11 protein-coding genes are annotated in these 13,608 nt (G+C 68.6%); 6 read left to right on the top strand and 5 right to left on the bottom strand.

What is annotated here, in order from left to right; translation table 11 throughout:
• Nucleotides 1-6 precede the first annotated feature (6 nt).
• Entirely contained in the window at nt 7-1,212 is a 1,206-nt protein-coding gene (locus ALI144C_RS41360; RefSeq protein WP_076992653.1) for an oxygenase MpaB family protein, read from the top strand.
• A 116-nt stretch (nt 1,213-1,328) separates the two neighbouring features.
• Nucleotides 1,329-2,075: a peptidoglycan recognition protein family protein gene (locus ALI144C_RS41355; protein WP_076992652.1), complete on the top strand. Its 747-nt coding sequence runs from the start codon at nt 1,329-1,331 to the stop codon at nt 2,073-2,075.
• Between the two features lie 80 nt (nt 2,076-2,155).
• On the opposite strand, the gene ALI144C_RS41350 is transcribed toward ALI144C_RS41355, so the two are convergent.
• A complete protein-coding gene (locus ALI144C_RS41350; RefSeq protein ID WP_076992651.1) occupies nt 2,156-2,728 on the bottom strand; it encodes a dihydrofolate reductase family protein in 573 nt (190 codons plus the stop codon).
• 172 nt (nt 2,729-2,900) lie between these two features.
• Between ALI144C_RS41350 and ALI144C_RS41345 the strand changes: the two genes are divergently transcribed.
• Genes ALI144C_RS41345 through ALI144C_RS41335 form a run of 3 tightly spaced genes read left to right on the top strand, consistent with a single transcriptional unit; the run spans nt 2,901 to nt 7,107 of the window.
• Entirely contained in the window at nt 2,901-4,373 is a 1,473-nt protein-coding gene (locus ALI144C_RS41345; RefSeq protein WP_076992650.1) for a BTAD domain-containing putative transcriptional regulator, read from the top strand.
• A gap of 36 nt (nt 4,374-4,409) precedes the next feature.
• Nucleotides 4,410-6,119, top strand: coding sequence for a glycoside hydrolase family 99-like domain-containing protein (locus tag ALI144C_RS41340; RefSeq protein WP_168211483.1), 1,710 nt, complete (start codon nt 4,410-4,412; stop codon nt 6,117-6,119).
• Nucleotides 6,120-6,138: 19 nt separating this feature from the next.
• Complete coding sequence (locus ALI144C_RS41335; protein ID WP_076992648.1) at nt 6,139-7,107, top strand: ABC transporter substrate-binding protein; 969 nt, start codon at nt 6,139-6,141, stop codon at nt 7,105-7,107.
• Here ALI144C_RS41335 and ALI144C_RS41330 read toward each other — a convergent pair.
• The 3 genes from ALI144C_RS41330 to ALI144C_RS41320 all read right to left on the bottom strand — a co-directional run bounded on the left by ALI144C_RS41330 (nt 7,104) and on the right by ALI144C_RS41320 (nt 10,569).
• The gene (locus ALI144C_RS41330; protein ID WP_076992647.1) at nt 7,104-8,138 is read right to left on the bottom strand and encodes a FecCD family ABC transporter permease; all 1,035 of its coding nucleotides are present in this window, start codon (nt 8,136-8,138) and stop codon (nt 7,104-7,106) included. The genes ALI144C_RS41335 and ALI144C_RS41330 overlap by 4 nt on opposite strands.
• Entirely contained in the window at nt 8,135-9,127 is a 993-nt protein-coding gene (locus ALI144C_RS41325) for a FecCD family ABC transporter permease (RefSeq protein ID WP_237774560.1), read from the bottom strand. The genes ALI144C_RS41330 and ALI144C_RS41325 overlap by 4 nt, the downstream gene beginning before the upstream one ends.
• Nucleotides 9,128-9,195: 68 nt before the next feature.
• The gene (locus ALI144C_RS41320; RefSeq protein WP_076992844.1) at nt 9,196-10,569 is read right to left on the bottom strand and encodes an FAD-dependent oxidoreductase; all 1,374 of its coding nucleotides are present in this window, start codon (nt 10,567-10,569) and stop codon (nt 9,196-9,198) included.
• Nucleotides 10,570-10,679: 110 nt separating this feature from the next.
• Here ALI144C_RS41320 and ALI144C_RS41315 point away from each other — a divergent pair, with 110 nt between their 5' ends.
• Complete coding sequence (locus ALI144C_RS41315) at nt 10,680-11,969, top strand: hypothetical protein (RefSeq protein ID WP_143231163.1); 1,290 nt, start codon at nt 10,680-10,682, stop codon at nt 11,967-11,969.
• Nucleotides 11,970-12,037: 68 nt separating this feature from the next.
• Here ALI144C_RS41315 and ALI144C_RS41310 read toward each other — a convergent pair whose 3' ends face one another.
• Complete coding sequence (locus ALI144C_RS41310) at nt 12,038-13,513, bottom strand: hypothetical protein (RefSeq protein WP_076992644.1); 1,476 nt, start codon at nt 13,511-13,513, stop codon at nt 12,038-12,040.
• Nucleotides 13,514-13,608 lie beyond the last annotated feature (95 nt).

Genomic DNA, 13,608 nt, shown 5'->3' with positions numbered 1-13,608 from the left:
CAGAGCATGGAAGGGCTGAGCAGGCGCAACATGTTGCTGGCCGGTGGTGGCGCACTCGGCGCGCTTGGCGCCTTGGGCGTGACCGGACAGGCGTGGGCATGGGCTCCGAGCGGTTCGGTGGCGGGCTCGGGCGCCGGGGTGGATCCGCGGTGGGTGTGGGACGAGGAGGCCGACCCGCTGGTCGCCTCGTTGCTGGAACGGGGTGACGTGCCCAAGGTCAACGCGTTGCTGCGGACGTGGACCCGCAACGGTCAGCCGTTGCCCGACGGCCTGCCGCCGGACGTGCGCGGGTTCATCGAGCAGGCCCGCGTGCTGCCCGCGTGGACCGACTGGTCCAAATTGGCCACGATGATGGCCGTCACCAGGGCCAAGGGGTTCTGGATCAACACGCTGTACGGGGTGGCCAGCGGCCTGATGAGCCCGGCCATCCCGCGTGAGGCGATCGCGGTCTACTACTCCAAGGGCGGCGCGGAGATGAAGGACCGCATCGCCAAGACGAGCCTGCTCGGCGCCGACATCACCCAGCTCGACGCGTACAAGCCCGAAGGCCGCATGATCGTCTCGTCGGTGAAGACCCGGCTGGTGCACGCGGCCGTGCGGCACCTGCTGCCGCAGTCGCCGCGGTGGGCGCAGAGCGGCAGCGGCCAGATCCCGATCAGCCAGAACGAGATGCTGGTCACCTGGCACAGCCTGCCGACGACCGTGATGCGCAAGATCCGCGCGTGGCGGATCGCGTTCCCCCCGGAGCACTCCGAAGCGTTCCTGCACCTGTGGCAGATCGCCGGCCACATGCTCGGCATCAAGGACGAGTACATCCCGGCCACGTGGTCCGAGGCCGAGGCGCAGGCACAGCAGATCCTCGACCCGGTGATGGGCCGCACGCGCGAGGGCGTCGAGCTGACCGAGGAGATACTGAAGATCGTCTCCGATGTGGACGGTGGGGTGTCCCGGCCGTTGTTGCACGCCCTGATCCGGTACGTCAACGGCGACAAGATCGCCGACTGGATCGGTCTGCCGCGTGAACCGTTCTGGGACCCGGTGGTCCGCGACGGCTTCCCGCGGTTCGTCGCGCTGCGCGAGAAGCTGATCCCGCTGCCGCTCGTCCCGCGGATCGCCTGGACCATCGACGAGGTCCTGCGCAAGGCGACGCTGGTCTTCCTCGGCTCGGGGCGGCCGATCAGCATCGAGATGCCGACCGCCAACCGGCCGTGAACGCGACGGGTGTCGATTCACCCGGTCGATTGACAGCCGCAAAGGAGCGGCGAGCTCGCGCCGACACCGTTCGGGACGGGTCTGACCACGACCCGTCGGCGAAAGGGAGAAAACGCATGATCACACGTCGGTCCTTGCTCATCGGCTCAGCCGCCGCCGTCGCGTCCGGAGTGGCATGGGCACCCACCGCGCAAGCTGCCGCGTGCGGACCGAACGTCGAACTGCGAGCGACGCCGAAGCTGGCCGTGACCGTGCGGACCAGATCGGGGTGGGGTGCGGACGAGAGCTACCGGCTCAAGGACGGCAAGGAGCGCTGGCTGCCGGAGTACTTCAAGGCACAGACGTTGACTGTGCACCACGAGGGCGTGGGCACCGGCGGCGACCCGGCCGCGCGGGTGCGTGGCATCTACAAGCTGCATGCGGTGGACAACGGCTGGGGCGACATCGGGTACCACCTGCTGATCGGCTCCGACGGGGTGATCTTCGAGGGCCGGTGGTCCGGTGACGACTGCGTGCCCGTGTTCCCCGCCACCGGATCCGCTCCCGTCAACGCCGGGCACGTGGCGCAGTGGAACGCCGGGAACATCGGCATCTGCCTGATCAACAACCTCAGCGTGGTCGAGCCCACCGCAGCCGCGCTGGAAAGCCTGGCCAAGGTGGCCGCGGTGCTGAGCGTGCGTTGTGGACTGGATCCGCTCGGCTCGACGAACTACGTCAACCCGATCAACGGCAAGCGCAAGACCGTGCCCACGATGTCGCTGCACCGCGACTGGGCCACTACCGAATGCCCTGGCGAGAAGTTGCTGCCCAAGATCCCGCAGGTGAAAGCCAGGGTGACCGAGCTGGTCAAGAGCAGCCGATAGGACGGGTGGTCCCGTCGCTGCCGGGCGGCGGTGCTGATCGCGCCGCCGCCGGTGGCGGCTTCCACGGTGTCCGGCCGGGGTCAGCGGACGTCGTAGACCAGCTTCTGGATCCCGTTGCCGTAGGACTCGGACTCGACGAGCGTGAGGTTCTGCTTGTCCTTGTCGGTGCTGCTGAACAGCCGCTTGCCCGCGCCGAGCAGGACAGGGAAGACCAGCAGGTGGTAACGGTCGATCAGGGCCGCGTCCGCCAGGTTGCGGTTGAGCTCCGCGCTGCCGTGGACGATGATCGGCCCGCCGTCGGTCTGCTTGAGCGCGGCGACGTCGTCGAGTGAGCGCAGGATGGTGATATCGCCCCAGTTGCCGACCAGGTCCTGTTCGCGCAACGTGCTCGACACGACGAACTTGGGCATCGCGTTGTACCCGGCGAACTCCTCGGTCATGGTCGGCCACACCGGCGAGAACGCCTCGTAGCTGCGGCGGCCCATCATCATCGCCGCGGCCTCGCCCTGCTCGCGGCCCTTGAGCTCGTACGCGGCCGGGTCGAACTCGACGTCGTTGAACGTCCAGCCGGTGTTGCGGTAGCCCGGCTCCCCGCCGGGTCCCTCGATGACGCCGTCGAGCGAGACGAACGCGGTGGTGATCAGGGTGCGCATGGGGTGCTCCTAGGTTGTCGCTGTCCTGCTGTCGTCAACGCGTCGAACGGCGACATGACCGGATCGACACGGCGCCCGAAGATTTTCGGGAGATTCTTTGGGGGACCGTTCCCCGAGCCCGCCGCGTACGGTCCGCTGACCCGCCATCACACCCGGTGAGAGGGGAAAGCGCGTGTTGTTCCGGACGATGGGCGTGTTCGAGGTCACCGGCTCGGTGGACGCCGCCGCGCTCTCCGCGGCGAAACCCCGCCGCTTGCTGTTGCTGTTGCTCCTGCGGGCCAACCGCTGGGTGCCGGACGCGGAGCTGATCGACGTCATCTGGCCGGACGGCGCCCCGGCGTCCGCCATCGGCAACGTCCGCAGTTACGTCAGCCAGCTGCGCGCGGTCCTCGGCCCGGCCGACGCGGGGACCAACCGGATCGACCGGCAGCCGGGCGCGTACCGGCTCAACGCCCGGCGCACCGAGGTCGACGTGATGATCTTCGAGGACCTCGTCGAGCGCGGCCGCGCCGCCGACGACCCGGGCCACACCGTGAAGCTGCTGACCGACGCGCTCGACCTGTGGCGCGGCACCCCGTACGAGCAACTGGACGTCGACCAGGCGAAGTCCGAGGTCACCCGGCTGGTCGAGCTGAGGTGGGTGGCCAGACACACGTTGGCCGGGGCCTTGGTCGCGGTCGGTGATCACACCGCAGCCATCACGCTCCTGCGGGCGATGACGATGGATGACCCGTTGCGCGAACAGACCTGGCACAGCTTGATGACGGTACTGCACGACAGCGGTCGTCGTGCGGAGGCGCTCGCGGCCTACCAGGAGGTTCGCCGCGCACTCGTCGACGAACTGGGCATCGAGCCAGGCGCTGAACTGCGGGATCTGCACGCGAAGGTCCTGCGCGACGATGCCCGTCCGATCGGGCCGGTCCACCCGGCCGCACCGACCCGGCCGAGGCAACCCGTCGCCCGACGACCGGGACGGCGGAAGGCGGTCCTTTTCCTCGCGCTCGTCCTGGTGCTGGCGTGCGTGGTCGCGGCCGCTGTGTCCCAATCGGACGACAGCCGGGGGACACCCGGCGCGGAGCTCACCGGCGACGGACTGCCGGCCGGCTGGGTCGCCAACGGTCCCTGGCACAGCCAGGCCGACGGGCGCTACGTACCGGCCAACGTGACCACGCGGGACGGCAACGTCCTAATAACCGGTTCGCCCAACGGCGACACAGGCCACCTCTGGCGGACGGCCGACGCCCTCAGCGGCCGGGTCGAGGCGAAGGTGCGGATCCCCCGTGGCTGCGACTGCCACCGGCCGGGATTCAGCCTCTGGTCGGTCGCGTACGAACACCGGGCGACCGAGATCGTCTTCCTGGAGGCGCCCGGCGGTGACCGGCAGACCGCCAGGTTCGTCGTCCACTCCCCGGGCCGCGGCCCGCTGACCGAGACCAGACGCGTCGACCTGACCACGTGGAACACCGTCGCCGTCGAGTGGGCGCCCGACCGCGTCACCGGCTTCCTCAACGGGCAGCGGTGGTTCCACACCGACCAGGCTGGCACGGCCGAACTCCGGCCGACGTTCAAGATCGACTGGCTCGGCGGGGCGGCGCCGACGCCGTCCACAGTGGAGATCGACTGGATCCGCGTGTACCCGGGCTGATGCCGGTCGCATCGGCCCATGAGTACGCTCTGGCCTGTGACAGCAGGGAAATCGCAGGGGTCACGCTGGGCATGTGTGGTCGTGGGTGCGCTGGTGCTCACCGTTTGCGTTGGCGCGCCGCAACAACCGCACGTGGTGCGCACCGTCGCCACACAGGACCAGATCCGCGCCGCGATGAACGCGGAAGGCAAGGTCACCGATCCCGTGCCGCTGCTGGAATACCGCACGGCTGACACGATCGGGTGGTTCTGGACGCTCTCCCAGGCCGAGGGCGCCGCCGCGGCGAGCCAGCACGGGATGAAGCCGGTGCCATCCAGGCTCGGATACCTGCGCAGACAGGCGTTTCCCGGCAGTACACCGGTGTACCGGCTGCGTGGCGCGCAGCAGGCGGAGTACCTGCTGACGGCGTCGGAACACGAGCGGCAGTCCTTGGTGGACTCGGGGAAGTTCGTCCAGGAGGGCGTTCTCGGCCACGTCGCGGCCAGGCGGCAGACCGGCACCGACGCGCTCTACCGGATGTCCAACGGCGCCGAACGGCGGGTCGTGCCCGCCGCGAGGCAGTCCGAGTTCGCCGACCGCGGCTACCGGATCGAACAGCAGCTCGGCTACGCCTGGCCGGTCTTCCACCGAGCCGGTGCGATCTACTTCGGCACGTTCGACCGCGACGGCAACCAGGCGATGATGGCGAGGACCGAGGAGATCCACCACCGGCCGGGGGACTGGTGGGGCGGGCTGCGCGACTTCGCCGGGTCCGGTGTGCCCCGCAACGCGTGGCACTGGCCGGGGGAGGACTTCACCGACCGCGAACCGGCGATCGGGTACTACGACGACTCCCGCCCGGACACCCTGCGCAAGCACGTCGTCCAGGCATCCGGCGCCGGGCTGCGGTACTTCAGCTTCTACTGGTACTGGAATCCCGCCGACGGCGGCGCGGAGAACTACACCGAGGGCCTGAAGGCGTACATGGCGGCGACCAACCGCGGCCAGATGGACTTCAACGTCGTGACGTGCCTGCACCCGTGGAAGGACGGCACCACGGCGCTGCGATTGCCCGCCGAGCAGATCACCAAGGCCGCCGACACGATCGTCGACACCTACCTGTCGCAGCCGAACTACTTGCGCGCCAACGACGGCAGGCCGGTGATCGGCGTCTGCGACGCGCGGGGGATCGGCGGCGGCGACGTCGACCACATCGACGTCGAGGACACCAGGCAGTTCACCGACGCGATCCGCGAGCGGGCACGTGCGCGGTTCGGCGAGGAAGTCCTGATCACGGTGAACGGTGTGCCGCCGGTCGGCGCCGGTTTCGACGGCAGCGACTGCCTTGGCCAGTTCGACCCGTCGCGCTCGTACCGGGCGTACGCCGACAACCAGCGCCGGTTCTTCTCGAACTTCCCGGGCACGTTGCTGCGTTGTGCCACGTCCGACTTCGACGAGCGGCCGAGGATCGGCATCGCCATCGGGGACCCCGGCCCGGATCCGGCCGCGCTGCGGGCGAGCTTCCGCTGGTACGACGACGCCGACCTCACCGGGTTCGAGCGGGTGCTCGCCGCGGTCCGCGCCGACGTCGCCGAGTCCGCCCGTCCGTCCACTGTGGATAACTTCGTGTCGTTGTACGCGTGGAACGAGTGGCACGAAGGCGGTTACATCGAGCCGAACCGACGGGATGGCTGCGCGTATCTGAACGCCGTGCGCCGCCAGCTCCGGCTGGTCACCGGAAACGGATGCGTGGCCACTCCGTCCTGATTTCTGCGAGGATGAGGCCATGAGTGAGGCGCTGCGCAGGCGGACGTTTCTGATCGTGGCCGTGGGGGCGGCCGCCGCGGCCTGCGGGCCGGGCGGTCAGTCGCCATCGCCCGGCGGCGGGGCGACGAAGGCGGTCAAACACCCCTACGGCGAGAGCAACGTCCCGGTGTCGCCGAAACGGGTGATCACGCTCGACCCGGGCCAGGCGCTGCAGGTCGCGCTGGAGCACGACATCCCGCTGGTCGCCTCGGCCACGCTGGACGCGGACCCGCCCGTGCCGCCGTACCTGCCCGCGCGGCCCTTCCAGCACCTCGGGTTCGGCCAGGTCGACGTGGAGAAGCTCGCGACGTTCGGGCCGGACCTGATCATCGGCAACACCGCGTCCTTGCAGGACAAGTACCCGGCGGTGTCCGGCCTCACCGCGACCGTGGCCTACGCGAACACCCGTGACAAGGTCGAATGGCACGACGCGGCGCTGACTGTCGCGGACATCCTCGGTGTTCGCGAGGCACAGCAACGCAAGCTGGACGAGTACCGCGCCCGCGCGTCGGAGTTCCGTACCCGCCACGCGCAGGTCCTCGGTGCGAAGAAGATCGTGCTGCTCCGGTTCACCACCGACGAACTGCGGATCATCACCGACTCGGTCATCTTCCCGTCCCGCGTGCTCACCGACATGGGCGTCCAGCGCACGCCGTCCAGCGCGCCCGCCAAGCCGGGCGACACGTTCACCAAGCTGTCGCCGGAACAGGTCGGCACTCTCGCCGACGCCGACGTGATCCTCCACTTCAACGGCGGCGGGGCGTTCGACGGCGGCAAGGTCACGTCCACGTTCGCCAAGTACACCGGCGGTGAGCTGTGGAAGCGGCTGCCCGCGGTGCAGGCGGGCAAGGTGTTCGAGGTGCCGAGGACGTCGTGGTGGGACGGCGGGTCGACGTCCGCGGCCACCTCGATGCTCGGCGACATCGAGAAGATCCTGCCCAAGATCTAGCGGGAAGCCTTGCGCCACCGCGTGCCCAGCACGACAGCGAGGTACAGCCCGCCGAGTGCGCCGGTGGCCACGCCCGCTGGCAGGTCACCGGTCGGGAACACCTGTTGGCAGGCCAGGTCCGCGCCCAGCAGCAGGATCGCGCCGACCAACCCCGACGCGGCCAGGCTCGGCCCGGCCGCGTTGACCAGCCGCCGGGCGATGTGCGGTGCGGCCAGCGCGACGAACGCGATCGGCCCGGCGCTGGCGACCGCGGCGCCGGTGAGCCCGACGGCGACCACGAACAGCGCCGTCCTCGTGCGTTCGGGCGTGACGCCGAGGCTCGCGCTGGTGTCGTCGCCCATCTCCAGCAGCCGCAGCCTGGTGGACAGCGCGAACGCGAAGGGAAGCAGTACCCCTGCCGCGACCGTCGCGATGGTGACGTGGTTCCACGTCCGGTCGAGCAGGCTTCCGGTCAGCCACACCGCGGCGCGGTAGGCGTCGGTCACGTCGGCGCTGATGAGCAGGTACCGGTTGACCGCGGCCAGCAGTGCGGCGATGCCGATCCCGGCGAGGACGAGCCGGTAGCTGACGACGCCACGGCGGTACGCGATCGCGTAGACCAGGAACGCGGTGGCGAACGCGCCGACCAGCGCGCTGAACGCGATCGCGACGGAACCACCGCCGAGGACCAGGATCTGCAGGATGGCGCCGGTTGCCGCGCCGCCGCCGAACCCGAGCACGTCCGGACTGCCCAGCGGGTTGCGGGACAGGCTCTGGACGATGTCCCCGGCGACGCCGAACAGGACACCGACGAGCACGGCGGTGAGCACGCGGGGCATCCGCACGGTCCAGAACACGTAGTCGACGCCTTGCGGCCCAGGCGTTCCGGTCAGCATGGACAGGACCTGCCCGACCGGGATGGTGAACTTGCCGACCGTCAACGCGTAACCGGTGAGCACCACCAGCAGGGCACCGAGCAGCGTCGACGTGATGAACGCGCGAGGGGAATACCGCAGTGAGAAGCTGGCGACCCGGACGCTGCGGGCGGTCATGCGACGGCCCTCTTCCTGCGCACGAGGAAGACGAAGAAGGGCGCGCCGACAATGGCCGTCATGACCGACACCCGCAGTTCTCCGGACGGCAGGACCACCCGGCCAAGGATGTCGGCGAGCAGGACCACGATCGCGCCGACGACCGCCGAAAACGGCAGCAGCCAGCGCTGGTCGGTCCCGGTGACCGTCCTGGCCAGGTGCGGCGCGGCCAGCCCGACGAACGCGATCGGCCCGGCTGCGGCCGTGGCCGCACCGGAGAGCAGCAGCACGGCGATCCCGGTCAGGATCCGCGTCCTGGCGACCCGGACACCCAACGCGCTGCCGAGGTCGTCGCCGAGCGCGAGCGCGTTCAGCGGCGGTCCCAGCAGCAACGCCAGCACGACGCCCGCGACGAGGAACGGGAGGAACTGACCCGTGACGGACAGGTCGGGCTTGGCGACGTCACCGACGATCCAGAACCGGTACTCGTCGAAAGCCTTGGGATCGAGGAAAACGATGCCTTCGGCGCACGCGACCAGCGCCGCACCGACAGCCGTCCCGGCGAGCACGAGCCGAACGGGCGCGGTCGTCGGCGGCCCGACCGTGCCGATCAGGTAGACCAGCGCCGTGCTCAGCGCGGCACCGAGGAACGCGAACCACACGTACCCGCTGAACTGCCCGACACCGAACCCGACCACGGCGACCAGGACACCGAACGCGGCCCCGGCGTTGACGCCGAGGATGCCGGGATCCGCGATCGAATTGCGCGTCAGGGACTGCATCAACGCCCCGGCAAGTCCGAGCGCCACTCCCACACAGATCCCGAGCACGGTACGAGGCATGCGCAGGTCGTGCACGATGACAGCCGCGTCGCTGCGGTCATCGGCGAACACCACACGCAACGCCTCGCCGACGTTCACCGGTTGCGCGCCGACGAGCAGGCTCCCTACCCCGACGATCCCGAGAACGCCGACTGCCACCAGGAGCAGGAAGACCATCCGCTTCGGCACAGCAGAAGACTAGGCCGTGTATCGAGGCCCCGTCCGCGACAGTCGGGATCGGGGCCTCGGTACACGACCTAACCGCGCGAGATCCGCACCATGTCCTCGTGCTCGACGACCTTGATCCGCTCACGTCCGCGTTCCCGGCCGAGGGTCCGCTCGTGCTCGTCGAGCCGCAGCCACCCGTCCCACGTGGTGTAGTCGATGCCCCGCGCGCTGAGGAAGTCCTCGATCGCATCGGGATCACGGTGGGGCGCGCCCGGCAGGTTGGGCGCATCGGTGAGCAGGCTGTTGACGGTCTCGGCCGCACACCCCTTGGTGTGCCCGATGAGGCCGATCGGGCCGCGCTTGACCCACCCGGTGACGTAGACGCCCTCAAGCTGGTTGTCGTCGATGCTCAGCACCCGGCCGGACTCGTGCGGCACGGTCCCGGCGTCATGGTCGAAAGGCAGGTCGGCGAGATGCGACGGCAGGTAGCCGACCGCCCGGTACACGGCCTGCACGTCCCAGTCGTGGTAGCGGCCCGTGCCACGGACGTTGCCGTCCCCGGTGAGTTCGGTGCGCTCGGTTCGCAGACCGGTGACCACGCCGTCGTTGCCGAGCACCTCGACGGGGGAGTGGAAGAAGTGCAGGTGCAGCCGCCTGCGGTGGGGTTTGCGGTCGCGGATCGCCCACTCCTGCAGGGTTTTCACGACCATGTCGACCTGCTTGGAGCCGCGGATCGCGGCCATCGAGCCGTCGTCGAACTCGATGTCCGCCGGATCGACGACGACCTCGAACGTGGTGGAGTGATCCAGTTCCCGCAGTTCGAGCGGGGTGAACTTGGCCTGCGCGGGTCCACGCCTGCCGAAGACGTGGACATCGGTGACAGCGCTGTCGAGCAGGCCCTGGTAGACGTTGTCGGGGATCTCGGTGGACAGCATCTCGTCGGCGGACTTCGCCAGCACCCGCGCGATGTCCAGGGCGACGTTGCCGACGCCGAGAACGGCGACGCTGTTCGCGTGCAACGGCCAGGTCCGTGACACGTGGGGATTCCCGTCGTACCAGGACACGAAGTCGGCGGCGCCGTAGCTGCCGTCGAGCCCGATGCCGGGGATGTCGAGTGGCCGGTCGTGGATCGCGCCGGTCGCGAAGATGACGGCGTCGTAGTGCTGACGGAGGTCGTCGAGCTTGAGGTCCATGCCGTAGTGGACGTTGCCGAACAGCCGGACACCGGGCTTGCCGAGAACCCGGTGCAGAGCGTCGACGATGCCCTTGATCCGCGGGTGGTCGGGTGCGACGCCGTAGCGGATCAGGCCGAACGGCGCGGGCATCCGTTCGAAGATGTCGACGTCGACCTCGGCTCCGGACTTGGCCAGGAAGTCGGCCGCGTAGATACCGGCAGGCCCGGCACCGACGACGGCCACCCGGAGGGAACGGTTCACCCGCGGCGGTCGGCAAGCTCGTTCCATCGGGGACGAGTTCATGACGAACACCCTCTCCTAGATCATCACTCCCTCCAAGATAAGGTAAGCCTTACCTAATTTCATTGTGATGTCGGCTACTGGGCTAACCTCTTGCGGTGTGGCATGAATTCCGCCGGGAAGTGTTCGGCGACCCGTACTTGGTGCGGCACGAAGGCGCCGACATCGACGCACTGATCGCCGAGCACGAGCGAACGCCGGAGCGAGCGGAACAGATGCTGCGCGCCGGTGTCGCCGACCATGATCACGTCGCGGTCGAATCACTGGGCGCGCTGGCCCGTCTCGGCCGTGCGCCGTCGGACACGGTTGCGTTGCTGCGGTCCACGCTCGCCTCGGCGCATGGAGTGTTCCGCGTGCGCACTGCGCAGGTGCTGTGCGAGCTGACTGGAGTTGAGGAGTACGTGTCCGAGGTGGCCGCGGTGCTCGAAGGATTCGGGCATTGGAGCGAGCGGATCGACGCGGCCATCGCGCTGCGGGCGTTGCCGATCACCCCGCGATCACTGGCCGCATTGCACCGCGGGATGCTCGACCCGGAGCCACTGGTACGCCACCACAGCGGCAAGGGCTTGCTCGGTCTGGCAGGGCGGCAGTCCGAACCGACAGTCGACGGCGAGGACCAGGCGGCATGGCGCCCCGCCGCCGACGAACTGCTCGGAGCGTTCGCCGAGCGGACCGCCGGGATCCACGGCGACCAGGCGAGTCTCGCGGTCGAGTTGGGTCCCGCTGACTACGCCGCTCCCTATCACCGGGTCGCGCGTGTGTACCTCGCGGGTACCCGGCTGTCCGGTGTGGATCGACAGCATGTGCCAACGCTGCGCAACATTGGCGTGTACACCACTTACCCTGATCGGGCGCCCGGCTATCCGAACCTGCGCGTCACGTTGGAGCAGTTGGGTTTCGACGGTCTACCGGAGTCGGTCGCGCTCGACGATAAGGCTACTGCGGCCACAATGGATGCTGTCGCCGCTGCGCTCGACTTCGACTTCGACGTTTCTCGCTGGTGTGCGGCGGAGATCCTGATTGGGGATCGGTCGCGTTTTGCGCTCGAGATCGGACCGGCCGACCCAGACGGGGCGCAACTGCGAGCCTGCACGGTGTGGCTGGATGGCCGTATTGTTACGCCATTCGACAACGTGGCTTATGTGCCTCAGTTCGCTCACTCTTTGCGGTTGGATGTCGATCGCTATCGAGCTGGGCAGTTGCCGGACTTCGCTCACTGGGGGCCTACTACTGACGACCTGTCTGCGGAGTTGCTTCCGGACGGCATGCTTCAGTACCGGCTGCGGTCACAGATCGACGGCGTCGGCGACCGGGAAGGGGCGGTGCGGTTGAGTGTCGGTGAGATCGTCGCCGTGCTGGAGCGGGCCGTTGATGTGTTCGATGCTTGACCGGTCGGTATTCTCTGGCTTTTTGGGCCGCGGTGGGCTGGGGCATACCGAAACCGGAACGAAAAGAATCAGGTGTCGATGATGAACCAGTTGTCATTCATGTAGGCCAAAGTCTGAATCCCGAGCTCCCGCTCGGCGAAAGGAACCCCGGCCTTGATGGCGGCAGCAGGAATAGTGACCTGCCCGGACTTCACCTGTACCTTGGCCGGATCGACGGTAGCGGTCTGCAAAGCCTTCCGCTTGGCTGCGGGAATCATCCGGAACATGGCCTGGAATGCCTTGTCGCACGGCATCGGGACCGTCTTCATGGCCGGTGCCGCGATCTCGCACAGCGTCGCGGTGTCCTCATTGCCGATGGCGTGCAGGGCCTGCTCGTACCGCTGAATAGCGCCTTCTTTGGTGTTCGGCACGGTCACGGGCGTCGTGGGCTGCGTTGGTCCGCTGGACTCGGTGGTCGGGGTGGACTCGCCTGACTCCGGGGCCTGGCACGTGTGGTCGGTGAACGCCTCGGTGCGGATCTGCTCGTTCTTGTGCTTCGACGGCCCCGCCGGGCCGGTCTGCCGCTTCTCCAGGTCCGTTCGCACGGACGGGATGGGGACCTGGTTCGTGGCCGCGCTCCCGCCGACCTCGCCCCAGCCGCCAGCGTAACCCCACCACGGCTCCCGCTCGACTTCCCTGAGCGTGTTCCAGATCTGCCACTTCTCACCGGTCTTGCTGGTGCTGTCCTCCAGCTTGCCCCAGTCCTTCAGGCCTGGCGGCAGTTCCTTGTTCTTGTACTTGACGTCGCCGACCGGGTAGGAGGCGTGGGTGCCGACGGCCGAGTACACCGTCAAGCGTCCCTCGGTCACGTCCACTTCGGTCAGCGGCCTGCGGCATTCGTGGCCGTGGTACGTGTACACGATCGCTTCCGGGCCCTTGGCGTCGTCGACGATCACGGTGACTCGTTCCCAGTCGCCCTCGTGGTTGCCGCCCAGGCCACCCAACGGGTTCGTCCACTGGTTCCACGGGAAGAAGAACCAGTACACGTACCCTGTTTTGCCCTTGTGCGCGTCCGTGCCGTCCACGTACTGCACGTAGGACGGTGCCGTGTTGGTGCCCTTGTCGTGCAGGTCGTTGTTGGCGTCGAGGAAGTACCCGTTGGCGCCCAGCTCCGCGTTGTCGTACGGCCGGGTCGGGTCGGTGGTGTTGAACTCGCGTCCACTTTGCTCACACGGCGGGATGCTCTCGCCAAGACCCGCCGACTCCCGCCGGTGGTAGCGGTTGGGGTCCGTCAGCGACTGCGGTGTCGGGTGTTTGTCGACCTCGTCGTCCTTGCAGCCGCCGTCCCGGTTCCACCGCAGCTCCGAGTTGGCGATGAACGTGGTCGCGTCGATCGGCCGGTGTTTCTCGTCCTTGCCGAGGACCACCAGCGGCGCGTACTTCTTCGCCAGCTCGATCCGGTCGCTCTGACCCGCGGGTGGCGTGCTCTGCGCCGGGTCGGCCTGCTGGCCGCATGCCGTCAACGTCACCAGTGCACAGGCACTGAGGACCTGGACCACGCGCATTTCCCACACCCCTGTCGACCACGGCGGACTCTCCTGCGATCGTCACACTGCCCGACCGTTCTTGCACTTTTCTCCCGGAACCGAAATCGGTAGTG

It is taken from the genome of Actinosynnema sp. ALI-1.44, assembly GCF_001984155.1.
Taxonomy (GTDB): Bacteria; Actinomycetota; Actinomycetes; order Mycobacteriales; family Pseudonocardiaceae; genus Kibdelosporangium.
This window is presented reverse-complemented; position numbering and strand designations above follow the sequence as displayed.